Annotated in this window: 18 protein-coding genes; 1 reads left to right on the plus strand and 17 read right to left on the minus strand. The window is 52.2% G+C overall.

All coding sequences use genetic code 11. The features are described from left to right. Window positions 1-87 precede the first annotated feature (87 nt). Together guaA and guaB are read right to left on the minus strand one after the other, a co-directional pair. Window positions 88-1665 (minus strand): glutamine-hydrolyzing GMP synthase, encoded by a 1578-nt coding sequence (gene guaA, locus HUZ68_RS16475; protein ID WP_000138282.1) that lies wholly within the window; start codon window positions 1663-1665, stop codon window positions 88-90. A 68-nt stretch (window positions 1666-1733) separates the two neighbouring features. After that, complete coding sequence (guaB, locus tag HUZ68_RS16480) at window positions 1734-3200, minus strand: IMP dehydrogenase (RefSeq protein WP_001299507.1); 1467 nt, start codon at window positions 3198-3200, stop codon at window positions 1734-1736. 161 nt (window positions 3201-3361) lie between these two features. Between guaB and xseA the strand changes: the two genes are divergently transcribed. Then, complete coding sequence (xseA, locus tag HUZ68_RS16485; RefSeq protein WP_000937891.1) at window positions 3362-4732, plus strand: exodeoxyribonuclease VII large subunit; 1371 nt, start codon at window positions 3362-3364, stop codon at window positions 4730-4732. Here the strand turns inward: xseA and HUZ68_RS16490 are convergent. The 15 genes from HUZ68_RS16490 to yfhM all read right to left on the minus strand — a co-directional run bounded on the left by HUZ68_RS16490 (window position 4729) and on the right by yfhM (window position 26247). Further along, a complete protein-coding gene (locus tag HUZ68_RS16490; protein ID WP_001301444.1) occupies window positions 4729-4944 on the minus strand; it encodes a zinc ribbon domain-containing protein in 216 nt (71 codons plus the stop codon). The genes xseA and HUZ68_RS16490 overlap by 4 nt on opposite strands. A 68-nt stretch (window positions 4945-5012) precedes the next feature. After that, complete coding sequence (gene der / locus HUZ68_RS16495) at window positions 5013-6485, minus strand: ribosome biogenesis GTPase Der (protein WP_033815567.1); 1473 nt, start codon at window positions 6483-6485, stop codon at window positions 5013-5015. Between the two features lie 117 nt (window positions 6486-6602). Beyond that, window positions 6603-7781, minus strand: a complete 1179-nt coding sequence (gene bamB, locus HUZ68_RS16500) for an outer membrane protein assembly factor BamB (protein WP_001177048.1) — start codon at window positions 7779-7781, stop codon at window positions 6603-6605. 10 nt (window positions 7782-7791) lie between these two features. Beyond that, window positions 7792-8412 carry an ancillary SecYEG translocon subunit YfgM gene (gene yfgM, locus HUZ68_RS16505; protein ID WP_000409205.1) on the minus strand — a complete coding sequence of 207 codons (621 nt, stop codon included), beginning with the start codon at window positions 8410-8412 and terminating at the stop codon, window positions 7792-7794. Between the two features lie 17 nt (window positions 8413-8429). Then, window positions 8430-9704, minus strand: a complete 1275-nt coding sequence (hisS, locus tag HUZ68_RS16510; RefSeq protein WP_001107167.1) for a histidine--tRNA ligase — start codon at window positions 9702-9704, stop codon at window positions 8430-8432. A gap of 110 nt (window positions 9705-9814) precedes the next feature. Continuing rightward, complete coding sequence (gene ispG / locus HUZ68_RS16515; RefSeq protein ID WP_000551807.1) at window positions 9815-10933, minus strand: flavodoxin-dependent (E)-4-hydroxy-3-methylbut-2-enyl-diphosphate synthase; 1119 nt, start codon at window positions 10931-10933, stop codon at window positions 9815-9817. A 26-nt stretch (window positions 10934-10959) separates the two neighbouring features. Continuing rightward, window positions 10960-11973, minus strand: a complete 1014-nt coding sequence (rodZ, locus tag HUZ68_RS16520; RefSeq protein ID WP_001090844.1) for a cytoskeleton protein RodZ — start codon at window positions 11971-11973, stop codon at window positions 10960-10962. Between the two features lie 284 nt (window positions 11974-12257). Continuing rightward, a complete protein-coding gene (locus HUZ68_RS16525; protein WP_000003317.1) occupies window positions 12258-13412 on the minus strand; it encodes a bifunctional tRNA (adenosine(37)-C2)-methyltransferase TrmG/ribosomal RNA large subunit methyltransferase RlmN in 1155 nt (384 codons plus the stop codon). A 149-nt stretch (window positions 13413-13561) separates the two neighbouring features. Further along, entirely contained in the window at window positions 13562-13993 is a 432-nt protein-coding gene (gene ndk, locus HUZ68_RS16530; protein WP_000963837.1) for a nucleoside-diphosphate kinase, read from the minus strand. Between the two features lie 140 nt (window positions 13994-14133). Continuing rightward, a complete protein-coding gene (locus HUZ68_RS16535; protein ID WP_000948590.1) occupies window positions 14134-14988 on the minus strand; it encodes a 4Fe-4S dicluster domain-containing protein in 855 nt (284 codons plus the stop codon). Beyond that, complete coding sequence (locus HUZ68_RS16540; protein WP_033815554.1) at window positions 14988-15809, minus strand: dimethyl sulfoxide reductase anchor subunit family protein; 822 nt, start codon at window positions 15807-15809, stop codon at window positions 14988-14990. The genes HUZ68_RS16535 and HUZ68_RS16540 overlap by 1 nt, the downstream gene beginning before the upstream one ends. After that, window positions 15802-16431: a DMSO/selenate family reductase complex B subunit gene (locus HUZ68_RS16545; protein ID WP_000077290.1), complete on the minus strand. Its 630-nt coding sequence runs from the start codon at window positions 16429-16431 to the stop codon at window positions 15802-15804. The genes HUZ68_RS16540 and HUZ68_RS16545 overlap by 8 nt, the downstream gene beginning before the upstream one ends. Continuing rightward, window positions 16428-18809 carry a DMSO/selenate family reductase complex A subunit gene (locus tag HUZ68_RS16550; RefSeq protein WP_000380688.1) on the minus strand — a complete coding sequence of 794 codons (2382 nt, stop codon included), beginning with the start codon at window positions 18807-18809 and terminating at the stop codon, window positions 16428-16430. Before HUZ68_RS16550 ends, HUZ68_RS16545 begins: the two co-directional genes overlap by 4 nt. Before the next feature lie 163 nt (window positions 18810-18972). Continuing rightward, complete coding sequence (pbpC, locus tag HUZ68_RS16555; RefSeq protein ID WP_033815555.1) at window positions 18973-21285, minus strand: peptidoglycan glycosyltransferase PbpC; 2313 nt, start codon at window positions 21283-21285, stop codon at window positions 18973-18975. Next, complete coding sequence (yfhM, locus tag HUZ68_RS16560) at window positions 21286-26247, minus strand: alpha2-macroglobulin (RefSeq protein WP_239593932.1); 4962 nt, start codon at window positions 26245-26247, stop codon at window positions 21286-21288. Between the last annotated feature and the right edge of the window lie 138 nt (window positions 26248-26385).

Consider the following 26385-nt stretch of genomic DNA (forward strand, 5'->3'; position numbering starts at 1 on the left):
GTTACTAACTTCAAGCCTATGATTCTTGAAGATAAAAAACCCTCTGTAGTAACAGAGGGTTTTGTTCATTCATAGTGCAGGGTCAAATCATTCCCACTCAATGGTAGCTGGCGGCTTGCCGCTGATGTCATACACCACGCGGGAAATACCGTTCACTTCATTGATAATGCGGTTGGAAACGCGACCGAGGAAATCGTACGGCAGATGCGCCCAGTGAGCGGTCATAAAGTCGATGGTTTCGACCGCACGCAGAGAAACAACCCAGTCATACTTACGACCATCGCCCATTACGCCAACGGAACGTACTGGCAGGAAGACGGTGAACGCCTGGCTGACTTTGTCGTACAGGTCCGCTTTACGCAGTTCTTCAATGAAGATGGCGTCAGCACGGCGCAGCAGGTCACAGTACTCTTTCTTCACTTCACCCAGAACACGAACGCCAAGGCCTGGTCCCGGGAACGGGTGACGGTACAGCATGTCGTACGGTAGACCCAGCTCCAGACCAATCTTACGCACTTCGTCTTTGAACAGCTCTTTCAGCGGTTCAACCAGGCCCATCTTCATCTCTTTCGGCAGGCCGCCCACGTTGTGGTGAGATTTGATGACGTGTGCTTTACCGGTTGCAGACGCCGCAGATTCGATAACGTCAGGGTAGATGGTGCCCTGCGCCAGCCACTTCACGTCTTCCAGTTTCAGCGCTTCTTCATCGAATACTTCAACGAAAACGCGCCCGATGATTTTACGTTTTGCTTCCGGATCGTTTTCGCCAGCCAGCGCTGACAGGAAGCGATCTTCTGCCGGTACGTGAACAATGTTCAGACCAAAGTGATCGCCAAACATATCCAGAACCTGCTCTGCTTCGTTGAGACGCAGCAGGCCGTTGTCGACGAATACGCAAGTCAGGTTTTTACCGATAGCGCGGTGCAGTAGCATTGCGGTTACGGAGGAATCCACGCCACCAGAGAGGCCGAGGATGACTTTATCGTCGCCTACCTGCTCGCGGATGCGAGCTACAGCATCGTCGATAATTTTCGCTGGCGTCCACAGGGCTTCACACTGGCAGATATCACGCACAAAACGCTCCAGCATGCGCATACCCTGGCGGGTGTGAGTCACTTCCGGGTGGAACTGTACGCCATAGAAGCGTTTTTCTTCGTTAGCCATAATGGCAAACGGGCAGCTTTCGGTGCTGGCTACGGTGACGAAGTCGGACGGGATAGCGGTAACTTTATCGCCGTGGCTCATCCAGACATCGAGCAGCGGTTTACCGTCTGCGGTCAGCGCATCTTCGATACCGCGAACCAGTGCGCTGTCGTTTACGACTTCAACCTGCGCGTAGCCAAATTCACGTTCGTTAGAGGCTTCAACGTGACCGCCCAACTGCATTGCCATGGTCTGCATGCCATAGCAAACGCCGAATACCGGTACGCCTGCTTCAAAGACATACTGCGGCGCACGCGGACTGTTTTCTTCAGTAGTACTTTCCGGGCCGCCGGAAAGAATAATGCCGCTTGGATTGAAGTCACGAATTTGTGCTTCTGTCACATCCCACGCCCACAGTTCGCAGTAAACACCCAGCTCACGCACGCGGCGCGCAACCAGTTGAGTGTACTGAGAACCGAAGTCCAGAATGAGGATGCGATGCTTATGAATGTTTTCCGTCATTGACGCTTATTCCGAGGCAAGTGAAACAGATAATATAAATCGCCCGACATGAAGTCGGGCGAAGAGAATCAGGAGCCCAGACGGTAGTTCGGGGACTCTTTAGTAATGGTCACGTCGTGAACGTGGCTTTCCTGAATGCCCGCACCGCTGATACGTACAAACTCCGCTTTAGTACGCAGTTCGTCGATAGTACCACAGCCGGTCAGACCCATACAGGAGCGCAGGCCGCCCATCTGCTGGTGAATGATCTCTTTCAGGCGACCTTTATAAGCTACGCGACCTTCGATACCTTCCGGCACCAGTTTGTCGGCAGCGTTATCGCTCTGGAAATAACGGTCAGAGGAACCTTTGGACATCGCGCCCAGGGAACCCATACCACGGTAAGATTTGTAAGAACGGCCCTGGTAGAGTTCGATTTCACCCGGAGATTCTTCAGTACCCGCCAGCATGGAACCTACCATCACCGCGCTTGCGCCAGCGGCGATAGCTTTGGCGATGTCGCCGGAGAAGCGAATACCACCATCTGCGATAACCGGAATACCGGTGCCTTCCAGGGCTTCAACTGCGTCAGCAACGGCAGTGATCTGCGGAACACCTACGCCAGTAACGATACGAGTCGTACAGATAGAACCAGGGCCGATACCGACTTTAACCGCGCTGCAACCAGCTTCTGCCAGAGCGCGTGCACCTGCAGCTGTTGCCACGTTGCCGCCGATGATTTGCAGATCCGGATATTTAGCACGGGTTTCACGGATACGCTGCAAAACGCCTTCTGAGTGACCGTGGGAGGAGTCGATCAGCAGAACGTCAACGCCAGCGGCAACCAGCGCGTCAACACGCTCTTCGTTACCCGCACCTGCGCCAACTGCAGCACCAACACGCAGACGGCCTTGCTCGTCTTTACAGGCGTTCGGTTTACGTTCCGCTTTCTGGAAATCTTTCACGGTGATCATGCCGATCAGGTGGAATTCGTCATCAACCACCAGCGCTTTTTCAACGCGTTTTTCGTGCATTTTTGCCAGCACCACTTCACGGGCTTCACCTTCACGCACGGTGACCAGACGCTCTTTCGGCGTCATGTAAACGCTAACCGGCTGGTTCAGGTCGGTAACAAAACGCACGTCACGACCGGTGATAATACCCACCAGTTCGTTTTCTTCGGTAACGACCGGATAGCCCGCAAAACCGTTACGCTCGGTCAGTTCTTTCACTTCGCGCAGCGTCGTGGTTGGCAGAACAGTCTGCGGATCAGTCACCACACCAGATTCGTGTTTTTTCACACGGCGAACTTCTTCTGCCTGGCGTTCAATGGACATGTTTTTGTGGATAAAGCCGATACCGCCTTCCTGAGCCAGAGCAATAGCCAGGCGCGCTTCCGTTACGGTATCCATTGCTGCGGAAAGCATAGGGATATTCAGACGAATAGTTTTCGTCAGCTGGGTGCTGAGGTCAGCAGTATTCGGCAGAACGGTAGAATGAGCAGGAACGAGGAGAACGTCGTCAAACGTCAGAGCTTCTTTAGCGATACGTAGCATGGGCAATATCTCGACCAGAGTGGTTAATAAATATTGCCGCGGCATTATACAGAGCGTAACCGATTGCATCTACCCCTTTTTGCAAAAAATGCTTGCTATCCCCGAAGGGCGGGTTACTATCGACTGAATAACCTGCTGATTTAGAATTTGATCTCGCTCACATGTTACCTTCTCAATCCCCTGCAATTTTTACCGTTAGTCGCCTGAATCAAACGGTTCGTCTGCTGCTTGAGCATGAGATGGGACAGGTTTGGATCAGCGGCGAAATCTCTAATTTCACACAACCGGCTTCCGGTCACTGGTACTTTACACTCAAAGACGACACCGCCCAGGTACGCTGCGCGATGTTCCGCAACAGCAACCGCCGGGTGACCTTCCGCCCACAGCATGGGCAACAAGTTTTAGTTCGCGCCAATATTACGCTCTACGAGCCGCGCGGCGACTACCAGATAATCGTTGAGAGTATGCAGCCGGCCGGTGAAGGGCTGCTGCAACAGAAGTACGAACAGCTCAAAGCGAAGTTGCAGGCTGAAGGATTGTTCGATCTGCAATACAAAAAACCACTTCCCTCCCCTGCGCATTGCGTTGGTGTGATCACCTCAAAAACCGGTGCTGCGCTACATGATATTTTGCATGTGTTAAAACGTCGCGATCCTTCTCTGCCGGTGATCATCTACCCCACCGCCGTTCAGGGCGATGACGCGCCGGGGCAAATTGTTCGCGCCATTGAACTGGCGAATCAGCGCAATGAGTGCGACGTGTTGATCGTTGGGCGCGGCGGCGGTTCGCTGGAAGATTTATGGAGTTTTAACGACGAACGCGTAGCGCGGGCGATTTTTGCCAGCCGCATTCCGGTCGTCAGCGCCGTCGGGCATGAGACGGATGTGACCATTGCCGATTTTGTTGCCGATCTGCGTGCACCAACACCGTCGGCTGCCGCCGAAGTGGTGAGCCGTAATCAGCAAGAGTTACTGCGCCAGGTGCAATCGACCCGTCAACGGCTGGAGATGGCGATGGATTATTATCTCGCCAACCGCACACGTCGCTTTACGCAAATTCATCACCGATTACAGCAACAGCATCCGCAGCTCCGGCTGGCACGCCAGCAAACCATGCTTGAACGCCTGCAAAAACGGATGAGCTTTGCGCTGGAAAATCAACTTAAGCGTGCCGGGCAACAGCAGCAGCGATTAACACAGCGGCTGAATCAGCAAAATCCACAGCCGAAGATTCATCGCGCGCAAACGCGCATTCAGCAACTGGAATATCGTTTAGCAGAAACCCTGCGCGCACAGCTTAGCGCCACGCGTGAACGTTTCGGTAATGCAGTAACGCACCTCGAAGCCGTAAGCCCACTGTCAACGCTGGCGCGTGGATACAGCGTTACTACTGCTACTGACGGCAATGTACTGAAAAAAGTGAAGCAAGTTAAAGCGGGTGAAATGCTAACCACACGTCTGGAAGACGGCTGGATAGAAAGTGAAGTAAAAAACATCCAGCCGGTAAAAAAATCGCGTAAAAAGGTTCATTAAGCCAGCACGAATTCAACGCGTTTTTTCGATATCAAGCCATGCCCGTGCTGACAGAAGTAATCTACCGCACCGCAGGCTTTTAACACCTGCAACGGTTGATGGCAGTCCGGGCAAAGAGCTTTCATTTCAATAACTTTCCCGCAGGATGGGCAATACGCATGGCCGTTATCCTGATCAAGCACATGCTGACATTGTGGACAATGCAGTTCCATATGAATTCCTCCGGTAGCCACCCCTCTACATTCATAGAGGGAATGGCAGATAAAATACTTACGGATAATTATTTATTTTTCTTGATGTGCTTCATCAGACGCTTACGTTTACGCATCTGGGTTGGCGTCAGGGTGTTACGCTTGTTCGCATACGGGTTTTCCCCTTCTTTGAACTGAATACGAATCGGCGATCCCATTACGTTCAGCGATTTGCGGAAGTAGTTCATCAAGTAACGCTTGTAGGAATCAGGCAGGTCTTTCACCTGATTACCGTGAATCACCACAATCGGCGGATTATAACCACCGGCGTGTGCATATTTCAGCTTCACACGACGACCGCGTACCAGCGGCGGTTGGTGATCTTCAACAGCCATCGTCATGATGCGCGTCAGCATAGAGGTCCCCACACGACGGGTGGAGCTGTCATACGCTTCACGTACTGATTCAAACAAGTTACCAACACCACTGCCGTGCAAGGCAGAGATAAAGTGCACACGAGCAAAATCGATAAAGCCCAGACGGAAGTCCAGCGTTTCTTTCACCTGCTCTTTCACTTCCTGGCTCAGGCCATCCCACTTATTCACCACAATGACAAGTGAGCGCCCACTATTGAGAATAAAGCCCAGCAGCGAGAGATCCTGATCGGAAATACCTTCGCGCGCATCAATCACCAACATCACCACGTTGGCGTCTTCAATGGCCTGCAACGTTTTGATTACGGAGAATTTCTCTACAGCATCGGTGATTTTGCCGCGTTTACGTACGCCAGCGGTGTCAATGAGCACATACTCACGTCCATCGCGTTCCATTGGAATGTAGATACTGTCACGCGTCGTACCAGGCATGTCATAAACAACAACGCGCTCTTCACCAAGAATACGGTTAGTGAGTGTAGACTTACCTACGTTCGGACGACCCACAATCGCCAGTTTGATCGGCAGACTTTGCGGGTCGAAGTCGTCTTCCTCTTCTTCTTCGCCGTTCTCTTCCGCTTCAAATTGCGCCCAGTATTCAGCGTCTTCGTCGACTTCCTCTTGCGGTGCGAGATCTTCCATCCACGGCAGCAGCACATGCTCCAGCAGACTTAATACGCCACGACCGTGAGACGCGGCGATCGGGTAGATTTCACCTAAACCAAGCGAGTAGAAATCAACCACTGCCTGATCGGGATCCAGACCGTCAGTTTTGTTTGCCACCAGGAAGGTCGGTTTTTCACGGGAGCGCAGATGTTTGGCAATCGCTTCATCTGCCGGCATCAGGCCCGCGCGCGCATCCACCATAAACAGTACGACGTCCGCTTCTTCAATCGCCAGCAGCGACTGTTCCGCCATGCGGGTTTCTACACCGTCTTCTGTGCCATCAATCCCGCCGGTATCAATACAGATAAACTCACGGCCTTCAATTTCCGCACGACCGTACTTACGGTCACGAGTCAGACCCGGGAAATCCGCAACCAGCGCATCTCGGGTGCGAGTTAGACGGTTAAATAACGTGGATTTTCCTACGTTAGGGCGCCCGACAAGCGCGACCACAGGTACCATGTTTAAAGCCTCATTTTTATAAATCATCAGACAACGCACGCTATATTCGCGTCGTTGTTAAAAACAGGAAAACGGCCCCTGTCCAGGAGCCGTTTTCAAAGTGAACGACAGAGACGATTAACGTGTAATAGAGTACACGGTTCCGTCTTTTGCCTGGATCAGCAGTTTGCCGTCAGCGGCAACCGGTTCAGTCTGGAAACCGGAACTATCAACTTTTTGCTGGGCAACGAAACGACCATCTTCGACGTTAATCCAGTGCAAATAACCTTCACTGTCACCGACCACTAGGTTGCCATTATACAGCACCGGAGAAGTCAGCAGGCGATGCAGCAGATCGCTTTGTGTCCACAGCGTAACGCCGCCATCAATGGTCAACGCCATCACCCGGTCATTTTGATCGACCAGATAGATGCGATTGCCGTCGACGATGAAATCATTCACCGAACCCAGTTCGCGTTTCCACATAATCTGACCACTGCGCAGATCAAGCGCCGTCAGGTTACCATTATAGGCCAGCGCGAAAACAACGCCGTTAACAACGACGGGAGTCGTGTCAACATCGCTCAGACGGTCAATTTCGGTAGAACCGGTCGCCTGGGAAATACGCTGCTGCCAAATCATCTGGCCCTGTTCCATCAGCACTGCGCTGACGCGACCATTATCGCCCCCCACGACGGCCGCACCAAAAGCCGTTGCCGGCGCAGACTCGCCACGCAAAGAGAGCGAAGGCATATCGAGGTTAACTGTCCATTTGACAGCGCCGTCAGCTTCGTTCAGCGCTTGTAACTGACCGTTACTGGTGTGGATTAACACCAGACCGTCGCTGACCACCGGGCGCGAAAGTGCTTCACCCGCGACTTTAGTTTGCCATGCCACAGTACCATCGCTGGTATTCAGCGCGTAAACCTGCGCCTTTTCGCTGCCAATGTAGACATGCCCACCAGACACGGTCACACCGCCAGAAAGTAATGCAGGCTCTTTAGAGAACCAGCCATCTTTCTCGGCCAGGCTGACAGACCAGATTTCTTTGCCATCATCCGCATTCAGCGCTTTTACTAAACCAGCGCGGTCCGCTGCATAGACAACGTTGTCCGCCAGTGCCGGATGAAGATTGGAATAGAAGTTGCCAATGCCGCTACCAACGGAAGTGCTCCACGCCGTGGTCGGCGTAAACTGGTTTTCAACGGTTGGCAATGGGGACATCTTTACCACATCTTCTTCGCTGTTAAACAGCGAACAGCCGCTTAAAAGGGTAACGGAAAGCAGTCCTGGCAGCAGTAATTTACGCAATTGCATCGGGTCCCTCTCAGATGGACAAATTATTAATTTTCATCTGCATCATTTCGCTCAGTGCCGGAGTAACATCGCTTTTCACGCCTGCTTCCCATGCACTACGCGCACCTTGCTTATCACCTTTGCTCAGCAATGCTTCACCACGCAGGTCGGCAACAATGGCAGCCCACCCTTCACCTTTGATGGTATCAAGGGTTTTCAGCGCGGCATCAGCCTGCTTGAGCTGTACCTGAACGCGAGCAAGACGCAGATTTATCACGGCTTTGAGATTTTCATCGCTCGTGTCTGCCAGCCCCTGTTGTAACTGGGCGGCAGCTTTCTCTAGTTCATTTTTGTCAACAAATTGCTGCGCAAGTTCCAAAGAAGCCAGCGCACCATAAGTATTTTTATTTTCAGCAGCAAATTTTTCCGCCGCCGGGATGCTATCCGGTTTGCCTTCGCTCACTGCGGTAACCGCATTTTGATAGGCAAGAGAAGCGGAGCGTGCAGAATCAACCTGATGGCTGTTCCAGTAGCGCCAGCCAATCAGTGCGCCAACGCCCAAAATCACCCCAACAGCCAGTGCTTTGCCATTTTCAGCAAAAAAGCGTTTAACCGCTTCTACCTGGTCGTTTTCGTTCTCGTAAATTTCCACGCTGTCCTTCTCCTTCCTTAACCCAGTAACGTGCGCAAATGCGCGGCTACGCTATCCTGCGCAACTGCCGTTTGCTCACCAGAGCGCAAATCCTTCACTACTGCTGTGCCGTTAGCCACTTCAGACTCACCCAGCACCACAGCAACGCGGGCACCCCATTTATCAGCACGGGCAAACTGTTTCTTAAAGTTGCCGCCGCCGTGGTTGGTCATCAATTTCACGCCCGGTAATTCATCACGCAGACGCTCAGCTAATGCCATAGCCGCAGATTGTGTATCAGCACCTGAAGCCACCAGGTATATATCGACAACAGGATCGGCTTTAAATTCCGGATTAACGGCCTGTACTAACAATACAAGACGTTCGAGGCCCATCGCAAAACCGACAGCCGGTGTTGCACGGCCGCCCAGTTGTTCCACAAGACCGTCATAACGACCGCCTGCACACACGGTGCCCTGGGAGCCGAGACTGTTAGTCACCCACTCGAAAACGGTACGGTTGTAGTAATCCAGACCACGCACCAGACGCTGGTTTACGGTGTAAGCGATCCCCGCGCTCTCAAGCAGTTTGCACAGACCGGCAAAATGCTCACGAGATTCCTCGTCCAGATAATCACCTAATGCCGGAGCGTCGTTGAGAAGCGCCTGCACTTCCGGATTTTTTGAATCCAGCACGCGCAGCGGGTTAGTGTACATGCGGCGTTTGCAGTCTTCGTCCAGCTTTTCTTTATGCTGCTCAAGGAATGCCACCAGCGCATCGCGGTAATTGGCGCGTGCTTCCAGCGAACCGATAGAATTCAGCTCAAGAGTTACGTGTTCGGAAATACCCAGCGCGCGCCACCAGCGGGCGGTGAGCATAATCAGTTCAGCGTCGATATCCGGACCTTGCAGACCGAAAACTTCGCAGCCCAACTGATGGAACTGACGATAACGCCCTTTCTGCGGACGCTCGTGACGGAACATCGGCCCGATATACCACAGACGCTGTTCCTGATTGTACAGAAGACCATGCTCGATGCCGGCGCGTACACAGCCCGCCGTCCCTTCAGGGCGCAGAGTCAGGCTGTCGCCATTGCGATCCTCAAAGGTGTACATCTCTTTTTCAACCACGTCGGTGACTTCACCAATCGCACGTTTGAATAGCGGGGTCTGCTCTACAATCGGCAAGCGGATTTCACTGTAACCGTAGCTGCCGAGCACGTTTTTCAGTGTGCCTTCAATGCGCTGCCAGATGGCCGTTTCGCCAGGCAGGTAATCGTTCATGCCGCGAATGGCTTGAATGTTTTTTGCCACGTTTATTCTCTTTCTGAATATAAAAATGAACCCTCAACGCTTCCCTCAATGTTTCGGGAGCCATGCGGGTTCAATCATACACGGGAAGCGAGGCGCTTCCCATCACGTTATTATTTTTCAACCTGCTGAACGTCAATTCGACGCGCTTCGTCCAGCTGACTGGCTTTCGCACGAATGCGTGCCTCCAGCTGGTCGATCATATCGTTGTTGTCCAGACGGTCTTTGCGCACGCCATCTTCATAGAGACCGCTTTTCTTGTTGCCGCCGGTGACGCCGAGTGTAGAAACCAGCGCCTCACCCGGGCCATTCACCACGCAGCCAATAATCGAAACGTCCATCGGAGTGATGATATCTTCCAGGCGTTGCTCCAGCGCGTTAACTGTACCGATAACATCAAATTCCTGACGCGAACAGGTCGGACAGGCGATGAAGTTGATACCTCGCGAACGGATACGAAGCGATTTCAAAATATCGAAACCGACTTTGATCTCTTCGACCGGATCGGCCGCCAGTGATACGCGCAGCGTGTCGCCGATGCCTTCAGACAGCAGCAGACCTAAACCAATGGCGGATTTTACTGCCCCGCTGCGCGCGCCACCCGCTTCGGTGATCCCCAGATGCAGCGGCTGATCGATTTGTTTTGCCAGCAAACGATAAGACTCAACAGCGAGGAAGACGTCAGACGCTTTCACGCTGACTTTGAACTGATCGAAGTTCAGGCGATCGAGATGATCAACATGGCGCATGGCGGATTCCAGCAACGCCTGCGGCGTCGGTTCGCCATACTTTTCTTGCAGATCTTTTTCCAGCGATCCGGCGTTAACGCCAATACGGATCGGAATGTTTTTATCGCGCGCACAGTCAACCACCATGCGAATACGCTCTTCATTACCGATATTGCCAGGGTTAATACGCAGACAATCGACGCCGTATTCCGCTACTTTCAGCGCAATGCGATAGTCGAAGTGGATGTCAGCCACCAGCGGCACGTTAACCTGCTGTTTGATGAGTTTGAACGCTTCTGCCGCGTCCATCGTCGGTACGGAGACACGGACGATATCAGCGCCAACGCGTTCCAGCGCCTTGATTTGATTGACCGTTGCTTCGACATCTGTCGTACGCGTATTGGTCATGGACTGTACGGCGATGGGAGCACCATCGCCAATCGGCACATTCCCAACGTAAATACGTGTTGATTTTCTACGTTGAATTGGAGCCTGGTTATGCATGAAAAATCTCCCGCGTTACCCGTCTGTTACTGCGCCGGTGATTGTTCGGCATTGAGGGTCAGACGCGCAACCTGGTTAGTTCTGATAAAACGACTCAGATCGACAGGTTTCCCTTGATACTGGATCTGTACTGCGGCTGGCGCACCAATTTTCAGTTTGTATGGTGCCTGGCCGGTTAAGTTCAAATTACCGTCTTTACGCTGCATACCGCTAAACAATTTTTTACCGGTAGCATCAGTGACCTCCAGCCAGCAATCGGCAGTAAAGTTCATCACCAGCGCATTCGGATCAGCCACCGGCGTGGTCACGCCAGCCTGATCGGTTGGCAACGGCGCAGCACCATCTGGCGTTGTTGCTGCCGTTGGTGCCGGGGTCGCGGCGGTATCAACATTTGCCTGCGAAGGCGAAACAACCGCATTCTGTTGCGGATCAACAGCTGGTGCTGGCGCAGTTACGGCAGGTGTTTGCGTGTTGGTTGCGGTAGTATCCACAGACGCTGGCGGCGTGGACGTTGTAGCCGGGTCTGTAGTTGTCGACGTATTTAACGGAACACTCTGCCCCTGCTCGCTATTACTGCTCAGTTCCGCCGAAGATTGATCGGCCATAGTGGTGATCTCTTCCTGCTGAGCTTTGTGGTCTTGCCACCACCAGGCACCGCTCAGGCCGATAACCACAAACAACACCAGCCAGGTGAAGGTCATCAGCCAGCCGTCGCGTTTTTTGCGGCGTTTACCGAGGGAAAAACTCTGCATCGGCGCAACTTTTGCAGCCCGTAGTGGAGCCTGCTTTTCCAGCCCTGGCAGCAGTTCTTCTTCTGGAATATGTACCAGACGCGCATAAGAGCGGATATATCCGCGCAGGAATGTTGAAGCAAGATCGGCGGGTGCCTTATCTTCTTCAATGTCGCGTACCGTGGAAACCTTCAGGCAAAGTCGCTCGGCAACGGCCTGCTGACTAAGTCCTAGTTGTTCGCGAGCATTACGCAGGCGAGCGCCGGTAGTAAGTGCTTCATTTTGGTCGTGCGTGGCTTCAGTATTCATTCGCTGCAGGTACGTTTAAATGAGAATTGAGATGCCGGTGAACCATCATGCTCACCCACACCGCGAAACATCCGTTAAGTTAACCGTTATCATACAGTATAAGACCGTCTGTGTGCTCGTGACAAAGTCCACATTCACTAAGGCTAACTTACTGTTGCATCGTTACATACTGCCTTAAAGTCAGCAAAAACGCACCGTTAATATTGACCAGACAATTGCAACTTAATACTTCATTCATAAAACATTACGCCACGGTACATAAAGTAACCGTGGCGTAATGGCTATCAGACCGCTTTAATGTCGATGGCTTCACCCTGCATCCGTTTACGCAGGGTACGTTTCGTACGGTCGATAACATCGCCCGCCAACTGACCACAGGCAGCATCGATATCATCACCACGCGTTTTACGCACAATAGTGGTGAAACCGTAGCTCATCAGCACTTTTGAGAAACGGTCGATACGGCTGTTCGAGCTGCGTCCATACGGTGCGCCCGGGAACGGGTTCCACGGGATCAGGTTGATCTTACACGGCGTATCTTTCAGCAGTTCCGCCAGTTGGTGCGCGTGTTCAGTGCCGTCGTTAACGTGGTCAAGCATCACGTATTCAATAGTGACTCGGCCTTGATTGGCGTTGGATTTCTCCAGATAACGGCGCACCGCAGCAAGGAACGTTTCGATATTGTACTTTTTGTTGATCGGCACAATTTCGTCACGAATTTCGTCGTTCGGCGCGTGCAGGGAAATTGCCAGCGCAACGTCGATCATATCGCCCAGTTTATCCAGCGCTGGAACTACACCGGAAGTGGAAAGCGTCACGCGACGTTTAGACAGGCCAAAACCGAAATCATCAAGCATGATTTCCATCGCCGGAACGACGTTGTTCAGGTTGAGCAGCGGCTCGCCCATGCCCATCATCACTACGTTAGTGATTGGGCGCTGACCGGTGACTTTTGCTGCGCCGACGATTTTCGCCGCACGCCAAACCTGGCCGATAATTTCCGATACCCGCAGGTTGCGGTTAAAGCCCTGCTGGGCGGTGGAACAGAATTTACACTCCAGCGCACACCCCACCTGCGAAGAGACGCAGAGCGTGGCACGGTCGTCTTCCGGGATATACACCGTTTCGACGCGCTGATCGCCTACGGCGATCGCCCATTTAATGGTGCCGTCAGATGAACGCTGTTCTTCAACCACTTCCGGTGCGCGGATCTCCGCCACCTCTTTCAGTTTGCCGCGCAACACTTTGTTGATGTCGGTCATCTCATCAAAGTTGTCGCAGCAATAGTGATACATCCACTTCATCACCTGATCGGCGCGGAAGGGTTTTTCACCTAAATCTTTAAAAAACTCCCGCATCTGCTGACGGTTGAGATCCAGCAGGTTGATTTTTCCATCTTTGGTGGTGACGTTTTCAGGTGTGACTAATTGTTCAGACATATGCTATTCCGGCCTCGTTATTACACGTTATGGCCCCTGGAGGGTTGAAAAAAGAAACGCCCCGGTGAGCGGCTGCTCGTCCGGGGGCGCTGCATTGTACAAATTCTGGCGCACGGATGCCACGTTTGCACGCGGCATTTACGAAATTATTAACGGGTGCGCGGGCACACTTCGCCTTCGCCGAAGAAATAAGCGATTTCGCGAGCGGCAGATTCGACGGAATCAGAACCGTGGGTACCGTTTTCGGTCAGGCTGTCAGCGTAATCAGCGCGCAGAGTACCGGCCAGTGCGTTTGCCGGATTGGTCGCGCCCAGCAGATCGCGGTGACGCTGAACGGCGTTTTCACCTTCCAGCACGGAAACCACTATCGGGCCAGAGGTCATGAATTCAACCAGACCATCAAAGAACGGTTTTCCATCGTGTTCAGCATAAAAGCCACGTGCCTGTTCAACGGTCAGGTGCAGCATTTTGGTGCCGACAATTTTGAACCCTGCAGCTTCAAAGCGCGCAAAGATATTACCAATGACGTTTTTTGCTACCGCGTTCGGTTTGATAATGGAAAAAGTACGTTCAATAGCCATTTTTACCTCTGTAAATTGTTCTGTTGTTGTCTGTACCAGCGTACGAGATGGCGCGGATTATAATGAGCAACAGGGCCGTTGACTATTGATGAAGGTAACATTTTTTTAAAATAAAATGAGTTTTAGCAACAACTCGACTTTTATGGTGCTCTCATCCCATAGCGATGACGTTGGCAATAAAGACAATTTTGCGCATTTTGCTGAAAAGTAAGAAAGGATTTTTGACAGGTTTTACAGACTTTGCGATTAGCATGAAGATTCACAATTTTTGCCGGTAGAATCGTCAATTCAACGGTCATTGCCTGATGAAAACAAACAGCAATACAATTTTGGCATCCGTTACACAAGGCATCATTGATTTGTAAATGGCCTTCGTTAAGCGAAAAGACCTGTTGCTCGCAGGCCCGCCAGCATGCACCGCAAAGCTGACACTTTTGAGGATCCATCATCGGGCGAGCATCACTAATCTGGGGCCATAAATAATGTAACCGACGTAATCCTGGTTGTATTTGTGTCATCTGAACATCCGCACGCTGCACATGGAACAAACGACGCCGGGAAACATTCACCTCACTGGTATGTGGAGATACCACAGACCAGCCTTCCTCGCCATATTGCCGTAAGCGTTCGTTTAACAGCAATAATGCGCGCTCCCATGCCTTCGCCTGACTCAGATCAATCGCGATCGCTGTGATCCCCTGCTCTTTATGCCATAGCAAAAGTTCTTCCAGCGTCGGCGCAATAGTGGTGAAAGGTGCGACCAGGGTGTGATTGCGAAAATAACGTAAAGGGGAATTAACGCCACGAATAGCCTCTTGCGGACAAATAAACTGGCAAACCGCACACTCAATACATTGTTCCGCGTCGACCGCTATGCCCTCTTCTGTCAGCGTTAGCGCCTGTGCCGGGCAAGCCTCGACACAGGCATGACATGTTGCAAAACGAAAGCGTTGGCGCGCGCATTCCGCGCCAATCGTTATGTTATGACTTAACATTAGCCGATACTAAAAAAGACAAAACGCAGCATAACTTCACTCCCCACTAGCATTACGCTACCGAATAACGCCGCCGGGATATTCTTTTTACAACCACCGACAGCAAAGAACATCATCCCAATGACGGAAATTCCCCAGCTTAGTGTCAGTATGGGTTTTAACTGTCCCAGCATCGCTAATGGCGCATGTGGCAATGTGGCTATCTGCATCGCATTTGCCGTTAAATCCCCTATCCACAACGGCTGAACCAACAAACGCAACAGAACCAGGAGAGCGATCACCAACACGCATCCATTACGCAGGGCATCAATCTGCGGCAAAATTCCGCTAATACGAAACACTGCTACCAGCGCTGAACCGAGAATTCCCACTGTACCTAAGAACATAATCAGCGTGTTGTAATGCTGCCAGGTGATAATCGACGTATGGATGTAAACTTGCGCCATGCAGAAAACATCAACAATCCCGACCACTGCCGCTAGGATAAGCAGGAGTTGCCAGCCGCCTTTGCGTAACATGACCAGTAATGTGGATAAACCCAATAGCGCCAGATACAGCGCACCAAAGATAATTTCCCGACTCAGCCATGAACTGGAAAAGTGGCTTAGCGCATGCCTCGCATTAAGTGGATAACCCAGATGTAAGGTAGAAATCAGTAACCCTACGGCACCTGCCAAAAAAGCCAACAGTAATGGCGGCCGCATAACCGGGCGGGCGCTGGAGGTGATTAAAATATGACGATGAAGAAACGCCAGCCACAACGTCATACCGACCGATGCCTGTAACAACAGCGTAAAAGCCATTAACGGTAATTCATGCATGATGTGACGCCTCCTTTTCCGCGCCCTGATGCGGTTTAATCACCAGATTTGGCTGCGTAATCGACGAATCAGGTAAACCTTTCACATCACTGACATCGCCATACTTTTCACGCAACTCATCAATAGGGCCGAACTTAATCGCCCCCAACGGGCACGTTGCCACGCAAATGGGTTGTTCTCCTTTAGCTTGCAGATCAATACAGAAATCGCATTTCGACATCTGCCCGGTCTGCTCATTCATTTGTGGTGCGCCGTAAGGACAGGACCAGGCGCAGTAACCGCAACCGACGCACTTATCAGTATTCACGCGCACAATACCGTCTCCGGGACGCTTATGCATCGCCATCGTCGGGCAATTTTTGGTACAGATCGGATCCGCGCAATGGTTACAGGAAACAGAAAGGGTATAAGCAAAGACATTATGACTCACACCGCCCTCTCCAGTGGCGATGAAGCCACCTCCGTTCACTTCATACACGCGGCGAAAACGTCGCCCAACCTCAAGGTTGTTTTTGTCTTTACAGGCCACCTGACACGCTTTACAGCCCGAACAACGCGAAGAGTCAATAAAGAACCCTAATTGTTTGTCGCTGACAGATGCAAATTCTTTAAATTGGCTCATGCTTTCTCAACCTCCACCAGCATTGTTTGATGCGAATTCCCTTTCGCCAGCGCCGTAATGCGGGTCGAACTCAGTACATTGGCACAGCCTCCGCGATCGATACCTTGTGCATCCGGTTGCCACCATGCCCCCGCCTGCATAGCAACTACGCCAGGGATGATACGGGGGGTTATTTCCACCGGGATAATGCTCACACCACGATCGTTATAAATTTTTACGCTATCTCCTTCGACAATCCCGCGCTGTTTTGCATCTTGCGGATTCAGCCAGAGTTTTTGCGTCTGAACTTCTTGCAGCCACGGGTTAGCATACTGGGTGGAATTAGCACGGTTTTTCCCTTTCCAGGTGATGAGCTGCAGCGGGTATTTCGCCGTCAGTTTATCTTCTGGCCCTTCAAAGGCAGGGACATAGTGCGAAAGCGCGGGAATTTCTGGATCTTGCATATCAAAAAGACGCTTAGAGAAGATCTCAATTTTGCCGGAAGGCGTCGGGAAAGGATTATTCTGCGGATCGCGAATATTTGCTTCGAAAGCGATGTGCGGCGCACTTTTAAAAAGATGTCGACGTGTTTTTTGCAGGGTCGCGAAGTCCGGCAAATTTTCATCCGGCATCGCCAGACGAGTTTGCTCCCAGATATGCTCGATCCATTGCTTCTCATCACGTCCTTGACTGAACTCGGCTTCGACACCCAGTTTTTTCGCCACGTCACGCAACCAGTCATAATCGGTGCGACGTTCAAAATCCGGCTCAATCAGTTTTTCTGACAGAATAAGATAGCTCGCAGTTCCCCATGTTTCGCCGATATTCCAGCGTTCCATAAAGCTGGTTTCCGGCAGCAACACATCGGCATATTTCGCGCTCGGAGTCATGAACAGATCGCTGAGTACGATGAATTCTATTTTAGATTCGTCTTCAAGGAGCTTCGCGGCCTGGTGGACGTCCGGGTTCTGGTTCGCCAGATAATTACCTGCCAGTGAGAACAGCAGGCGGATATTACTGTCGAGTTTATCGACACCTTTAAGCCCATCTTGCGGCGTAACTTTAGAAGCATCATCCGCCGCCTGCATCCAGTTCATAATCGAGATTTTCGCTTGTACCGGATTTTCTGGCATATCTGGTCCAACGCAGAATTTACGATTAGAACTACCGCCGTAACCTGCCGCCCAGCCACCTTTGATGCCGACGTTACCGGTAATCGAGGCCAGTAAAGTTGAACCTCGGGCGGTGCGTTCGCCGCAAATATGTCGCTGTGGCCCCCATCCCTGAATCAACGCTGCGGGTTTTGTAGTGGCGTAATCGCGTGCCAGTTGACGAATGGATTGTGCTGGAACGTGGGTAATTTTTTCTGCCCATTCCGGCGTTTTGTGTATCCCATCTTTTGCGCCAAAAAGGTAGGCAACCAACGATTCGTTGGCTGGTACGCCTTCTGGCATAGAGTTTTCATCAAAACCGAGAGTATATGTGTCGATAAATGTCTTATCGTGGAGATTCTCGCTGATAATGACGTACATCATCGCGTCCATCAACGCATTGTCCGTGGTCGGCAACAGCGGGATCCACTGATCGGCAAGTGAAGATACGGTGTCGGAATAGCGCGGATCCACCACGATAAAACGTGTACCGTTTTGCTTCATTTTTTGAAAAAAGTAATTGGTGTGACCGAAGATGGTTTCCGTTGGGTTATGCCCCCAGAGGATCACCAGTTTGGTATCCAGAAGAGTATCCATCGAGTTACCGCTGGCCGCCACGCCATACGTGTAAGGCGTTGCCGCCGCAGTATTACCCAGACTAACTGAGTGATAATATTCAAGATAACCACCGGTTAAATTTAACAGCCGACGCGCCATCGCATCGCCAGAAAATGTTCCACCAGAAACAGCCGTCCCGACATGGACATAACGTGAAGCCGGGCCATATTGTTGCGTGATCCTTTTCAGGTTATCGGCAATTAAGGTCGTCGCCTCATCCCATGAGATACGCTCAAATTTACCCTCGCCTCGTTTACCTACCCGCTTCATCGGATATTTCAGGCGGTCTGGATGATAAACAAATTTACGATAGCCGCGACCACGAACACAGGCGCGCATAATCGGCATTTGTGGATCCAGTTCGTTATCGGGAAGCGTGGTAATTTGCGTCACCACGCCGTCGCGCATATGCGCCCGAATATCGCACTTACCACCGCAGTCAAATGTGCTACAGGTGGGCACGACTTTATCAGCTACTGGAGCTGTAACTTCTGGCGACGCATCTGGGGATTGCGCCTTTGCGGTAGAAGAAATAAAAGGCAAAGTGATAAGCGCGGAAGTCGCTTGTAAAAAACTACGTCGTGATACTTGCGGAAATGTAATGCGTTCCTTTTCGTCTGGCGTATCCATCTTGCGTTCCCGAAAATGAAAAAATAAATATTCACGTATTTATTCGAGAACAATGCTGATAACAATCAAATAATTAGTCGTTTAAAAAAACGTGAGATTATTAAATTATTAATGCATTCCAAATATAAATACCATAATTAGATTAATAAATATTTTGTATATTTCACTGAAATGAAAAATGTACTGACGCGATTTGCCCTACGTCATCCATCACCAGCAATTGATAATCACCTTTATCCGTCAAATGCAGGGTCACGTTGCGCCCGCGTTCAGTTAACGGTTCGCCATTCAGAAACCACCAGCGTTCACCTGCCCCTCCACTTGATTGCAACGGCAAAGTCGCTTCCGCTGCGCCCGGTAAACGTTTAATAATCTCGCCATCGCGAACGCCTGTCAGCTGCAGCGGGAGCTGGGCATCGTGACCGTATGGCGGGCAAATTGTCGAGGCCGGTGGTAAGCGCACAGCGCGACGTTCTGATGCGGGCAACCAGGGTTCCAGCGGTAGCGGCCAGACATTTATCATTTCTTGTCGCGCTTGCGGGCAATCAGCGGCAACACGTTTGCCATTTTCATCCAGCCAGATGGGGAAACGAATGCCATTAATGCCTTCCTGCTCCGGCAGTAATAGAGTTGGCGGCTGGCTCCCGTCCAGCAACCAGGTTGCCAGGCGGCGGCGACAGTTACCGTCACCTTCCGGCAAAGACTGTCCGCCCGGCCAGCAGATAACGCCACGAGTGACTGAGTTCGGGCGCGGGTCTTCCGGCAGATTCGCACTGCGCGACAGTAAAATATTATTGACCTGATTCAACAGCGGTACAGCACTGGCAAAGCCAAACTGACCAACAACCGGCGTGCCATCCGGTCTGCCAGTCCAGATCCCAATGACATAGCGAGCATTAACCCCAATCGCCCAGGCGTCACGATAGCCATAGCTGGTGCCCGTTTTCCATGCCAGTGGGGCGACGCGCGGCAAGGTACCATCCGGCAAGGGTTGCGCTTCATCAGCCATAATCCGGCGAATGATCCACGCCGCCCCCGACGACATTAAAGGCCGTTCAAGCAGCGGATCGTCAGGCTGTAAGCGCAATTTGCCTGCCTTGCCGTGGCGAGCAAACGCGGTATACGCTGCCGCCATATCTTCCAGTTTCGCACCAGCGCCGCCGAGAATGAGCGAAAGATTCGGCGCAGCACCGTTGGGCAAATATAACGGCAATCCAACATTGCGTAACTTTGCCGCAAACCGTTTCGGTCCATAGGCTTCCAGCACCTGCACAGCAGGTAAATTCAGCGAGCGCACCAGCGCCTCGCTCATGCTGATCGGGCCATGAAAACCGCTGTCAAAGTTGCCAGGTCGGTAATCACCGGTACGCCGGGGGACGTCTTGCAGCAGTGATGCCGGGTGGATCAATCCTTCATCCAGCGCCAGACCGTAAACAAACGGTTTGAGCACCGATCCTGGCGATCGGATCGCATTGACCATATCAACATGACCAAAGCGTGAATCATCGTTGAGATCAACCGAACCCACCCAGCCGCGAACACGCATATCGGTATGATCAACCACGATCATCGCCAGTGAGCTGCGCGGTGGTAAACGTCCTTTCCAGTTTTGCGCCAGTTCTTCCAGACGTCGTTGAAGACCGGCATCCAGCGTAGTAACGATTTTGTCGCTTTTGCTTTTACCGAGCATCATGCGCGAAAACAGCGGTGCAAGTTGCGGCATTTGTCGGGGTGCCAGCCAGATGGGTTCTTCCCTTGACTCTTTTACCTGCTCACGGGACCACACACCTTGCACGGCCATCCGTTCGAGCACTTTATTACGCGCGGCTTCGGCACGCTCCGGCCAACGATCCGGGCGCAGTCGGCTGGGCGCTTGCGGTAACACCGCCAGCATTGCCGCCTCGGAATAGCTTAAATTCGCAGGCGATTTTCCGAGATAAGCCCAACTTGCCGCACCGATCCCCTGCAACGTACCGCCAAACGGAGCGCGGTTAAGATACAAGGTCAGAATTTCACGCTTAGACAGATGCCATTCCAGTTGCAACGCGCGCCAGAGCTGGCGAATTTTGCCGCCAAATGTTTTGGGGTGAGGATCAAGCAGACGAGCAACCTGCATAGTGAGCGTGCTGCCACCGGAAATAACCCGTCCCGAAGTGAGATCTTGCCATGCTGCGCGCGCCACCGAGAATGGATTCACCCCCGGATGCTTCCAGAACCAGCGATCTTCATAATTGATCAGCGCTTCAAGGTAACGTGGAGAAACATCTTCGATTGTTACCGGATAACGCCAGATGCCGTCAGCATCGGCGAAGCGCCAGAGCGGCGTACCATCCTGCGCCACGACCACTCGTGCGGGATTGACTTCATGCAGCGGTAGAGGCCAGAGTTTATCTGCTCCCCACGCTGCAAGAAAAAGGAGAAATGGCGCAGCTGCCAGCGTTATCCAGCAGCCGCGTTTGGTTAACAAGCGAGGCATTTACGGTCTGACAATCAGCAAATCTTCAGCCGCGCCGGTCGCCCGCCATTGGGGAACATACATTGATTCCACCATCGGTTGCGGTACCTGATACGTTCCCGGCGTCACCGCCCGCGCCAGATACACCAGCGTTACCGGTTGGTATTCATCAACGGCAACCGCCGCCACAAAGCGATCGTCACGGAACTCAATGTGCTTAATACTCGCCTGCTGCATCTGGTTCAGTAAGTTCTGCACTTCGCCACCACTTTGCTCCAGGCTGGCGCTACCGTTCGCCAGATTCTGGTTTTCCAGTTCCAGACCCGCAGGCAGCAGATCCACGACTAACGCATCCGGCACGCTGTTACTGGCTTTTACCTGCAACCAGACCAGCACCAGATCGCCGCTACGTAACGAGTCCAGCGATTTGCTCTTACCATCAGTACCAAGAATATGACGCTCAATTTGCAGCACATTGTTCGCCGGTAAAGGTGCGGATTGCGGATAACCGCTGGCATCCACACGCAGCCATAACGGCTGCTCGCCACTGTTGGTCACCTGCAAGGTGGCAAGTTGATCGCTATTCAGATTGCTGTTTTGCGCTTTCTCGCCTGTCAGCGGCTCAGTTGAGAAAGAGGTTTGCGCCTGCCATTTACCTGGTAAATCCTGAATCGTACGGGCAGCCAGGAACAACGCGTTACTTTCCTGCGTCGATAGCCAGCGTTCACCAAACGCCTGCTGCGAAAGTGTGTTCAGCAGGGAGTACTGCTCATCGGGTAGCAGTTTGTTCTCTTCCAGCAAGGAGAGCATCAACGCGTTGTCGCGCAGTGGACTACCGTAATCACCCAGCCATATCCGCTCATCACTATTACGCGGCGTTTTTAGCGCCAGCGCAATCGCTTCTTCACCACGCGTCGCATCACCCATGGTTTTCAGCGCAACGCCAAGTTGCAGCAGCGGTAAACCAGAAGCGGCATCTGCACGATGCTCCCAGATTTCACGCAGCGCACCCAGCGGAGCCTTTTGCTGACGGGCCAACACCAGCGCAGCGTATGACTGTACGGCGAATTTACTGGCTTTGAGATTATCCGCGTACGGGATCGACATCATGCCCGGATCTTGTAAATAGCGCAGCAGACGCTCATTACCCCGGTTAATGGCGTCTGTCGGCACGCTGTAACCCTGTTCGCCTGCGCGGACCAGGAAATCCATCACGTAAGCCGTCAGCCAGTACTCTTCGTCACCGTTTTTATCCCACAGCGCAAAGCCGCCGTTATCACGTTGCATTTGCAGCAAACGGGAAATGCCGATATCGACCGATGCACGGCGTTTCTCATCACTGTCGCCTTTGATGCCCAACGCCTGCAGTTGGGCTGCGTTGGTATAAAGTGACGGGAACAGGCCGCTGGCGGTTTGCTCAAGACAGCCGTACGGATACGCTTTTAACTCTTTGATATAACGTGCGATGTTCAGCGGTGGTTTGCCGCTCAACAACAATTGCCCTTCCAGCGTAACAGGCGAGAAGTTTTGCAATCCATCCGCCGGAATCGCCCATGTCTCACCAGGCTGTAACGCCGTACCGTAATTAACCGTTTGTGCCGGGAACGCCGGACGGACGCCGATTTTCCACTGCTTATGCTGATCGGCAACGGTTTCACCCGGTAACGCTAACCCGCTAATGGTGGCCTGAATTTCTCCATCGCCATAACCCGGCAATGCTCGCACCGGGATAAACAGCGTAGTACGCACACCTGGCGCTAATTCAACGGCTGCGGGTAAATCGCTGACCAGTTCAAGCAAACCACTGGCGGTCAGGGCAACGTTCAGTTTTTGCGGTTTATCGGTAAGATTAGTGATATCCAGCGTCAGACGCGAGGTATCGCCACTCGCCATAAAGCGCGGCATGTTCAGTTCAGCAATCACCGGTGCGGCAACTATCACTTTGCTTTCGTTGCTACCGAAGTCATCTGCCGTCCAGGCTTGCGCCATGACGCGCAATTCACCGTTAAAATCGCCAATCGGCAGTGTAACCGAGCCTTCGCCCTGTTCGTTGAGCGTTACCGGCAGCGCCTGCTGCGCGACAATATTGACGTGATTGACCGGCGGTTTACCACCACGTTTCAGCTCATCACCATCGCCACCGAAACGCAGAGCTGCCAGACGCCCCTGACCTTCAATAACCTGACCGTAAATATCGTAAATGTCTGCGCCATAGCGTTTCTGACCAAAGAACGCCTGCCACGGATCTGGCGTGACGTAGTCAGTAATATTCAGCACACCACTATCAACGGCAGACACCAGCACATTCACCTGTTTAGGCTTCTCGCCATTTTTAGTGCTGGCTTTAATTTTCACGGTTAATGGTTGATTGGGACGCATTTTTGCTGGTGTTTCCAGCGCCAGATCGAGGCGACGGTTTTCATCACCAAGCGGCAGATGCAACACACCAACCGCGCGTTTTGGCGTCGCGGAGCGAGATTTATCGCCAGGACGTACTACCAGCGTACTTAAATACAGATCATGACGATTCCAGGTTTTATCGACCGGAATCGTCAGATCCAGCCCTTGAGCCGGAACATCAATCTCTTGCCACCACAGCGGCCCTTCACTGGACTCGACCATCGCATAACCTTTACCCGCCGTTGGCGCGGCAATATGCAACTTAATGGTATCGCCAGGGCGATAACTGGCTTTATCTAGTTTCAGCGTGACACGGTCGGGTCGCACGGCACCGCTCCCGTCGCTGTTGTCCTGCCAGCTATAGCCAGCCCAGAAACGCACACTACTGACCGCTTCATTCGGCGCTTTGACTTCCAGACGATAAGCGCCCCACTCTACCGGGAAACTGACCTTGCCGGTTTCGTCCGCTTTCAGATCCAGAGTTTGTTCATTTTCAATCAGATCTTTTTGATCAAACTGTGATTGCCAGCCTTCATCTTCTGACCAGTTCCAGTAGTAATCGCGGCGTTCGCGAATCAGGCGCACCTGCAAGCCCGACACGGCTTTTTTCACGCCTTGCGCATCGCTATAAACGATGTCAAAAGCGGCGTTACTGCCTTCATCAACAATGGGCTGTTTCACCGTGCTGTCAGTGCGATAATCGTAAACCGATTTCGAGGCGAACTGCGGACGGAGCCCCGGCAATGCATCGGCAGGCCAGATAGCCTGCTCAGCGCGGCGCGTCACTGGGCGACCGCCCGATTCCAGCAAACTACCCTGGAAAATAACCTGTAATGGGGAATGCGTTTCCTTCCACTGGCTTTCTGTAGAAACTTCGCCGCGCCCTTTATCATCCAGCGTCAACTGAACTTCATCCAGCGTGCGGGAAAGGTTTTCGGCAGCTATATCGCCGAATTCAAAACCAGGTAAGGCTGACACAGCCTCACGCAGTGGGCGCAGGAAAAGTTGCCCTTGCAAAGTATTACCATTAGCAGGCGCACCGTACAGGTAGTATCCCACCACCGAGAATTTCACTTCATCATTCGGCGTAAGCGGGGTTTTCTCACCGGTCAGATTCAGCGCCATACGCTCTGGCATAAAATCTTCGACGTGGAAATCCCACATCCGATACTGGTTATCGCCCGTGTTAGCGCGAATATGCCACATACCGGTTGCCGCATTGCTATCGAGTGGCCCGGTAAAGTGGTAGAGGCCATTTTCCGGCTGACTAACGACGCTCCTGAGTACCTGCCCATCGGGTTTAATCACGTCTAACTTGATGGGTTGATTGGGCAACGCTTTACCGTCTGCATCACGCAGCAAACCATTGAGGATTACCGTTTCACCCGGGCGATAAAGATCGCGCGGGCCAAACATGAAAAACTGTTTGCTATAGCCTGGCGCGCCAGCAATGTTAAATTCTGCTAAGTCCAGCGCCGGAAGTTTTAAATCGAGTAGCGTTGTCTGACCGTCTTTACGTGCCAGCAATAATGCGGCGTTTTTATCATTTTCCAGCTGCACATGCCCCTGAGCGTCACTGGTTGCCTGAGTCAGAGTCTGCCCTTTCTCATTTAATAAAGAGACTTCAATTCCTTGCTGGGCCGCGCCGTTTTCCAGACTTTGGGTAAAGATATCCAGACGATTGTGATAACGGTGAGCTGAAACGCCGATATCACTTAACGTAAACAGCGTCGCGGGATTACTGTAATCGTAACGTCCAGCCTGATTCATCACAGCCAGATACACGCCCGCCTGCTGAAGCGGTTTGATATCGCCCAGCGGCAGCAATAATTTTTCACGGGTGTTACGCGCAGGATTGAGATCAAACCGTCCGGTGTAGACCAGATCCGCCATCTGCAGCAGTTTGTCTGACTGCCAGTTCGCCAGCGAATTGCGGTATTCCCATTGGCTAATGAATGCTGGCAGAGATTCTGGCTTAACGCGGAAGAAGTTAACATCGACATTATTAACGTTGAGCGCCATTACCGGCAGCCCTTCAACGACTTTACCAGGCAGCAGCGAACCACGGCTGGCAAAACCGACGCTGGGTTGGATGTCGCGGGTAGTTATAGTTTTTTCGTAATCTTTACTGAAGGTTGCGTTGTTGAGTGCTTTGACCTCCTTGCCAATAGTAACGATCAAATCACGTTTCGGTTCGAGGTGGCGTAAACGCAGCTCTTTAAGATTATCTGACAGCTCCCAGGCACCATCCACTTTGCCGCTTTTTTTATCGACGACATGAATAACGCGTGAGAAATCCTGATCCGGGTCGAGAGGGATGGAGAACGTCAGCACCAGCGTGGCTGCACCATCAAGTTGGACTTCAGAGAGATCCAGCAATGTCAGCACCTTACCGGCACTCTGTTGGGCCAGTTTTTGTCGCTCCGGCACGGAGAGTTTTGCTGAACTCGCGTTTTCTGAAGAGGCCGCTTTAGTAACTTCAGAAGGCGCATCTTTTTTCACCGCTGTTGGCGCGTTATCGTTGTTGTCGCACCCTGCCAGCGCCAGCATTAGCATGCAGGCGGCTACGCGTAACTTTTTCATTTTTCATCCCTGCCACAATGGCCCGTTAGCAACGTCGAATAATTATTATGCGTGAGAATTTACGTTATGTAATTCAGTATCACGCCCATACAATCCGAATTTTAGTGAGAATTGTGGCTCAGACAGCCAAATCAGCCT

Origin of the sequence: Shigella dysenteriae (assembly GCF_022354085.1) — a bacterium.
Taxonomy (GTDB): Bacteria; Pseudomonadota; Gammaproteobacteria; order Enterobacterales; family Enterobacteriaceae; genus Escherichia; species Escherichia coli.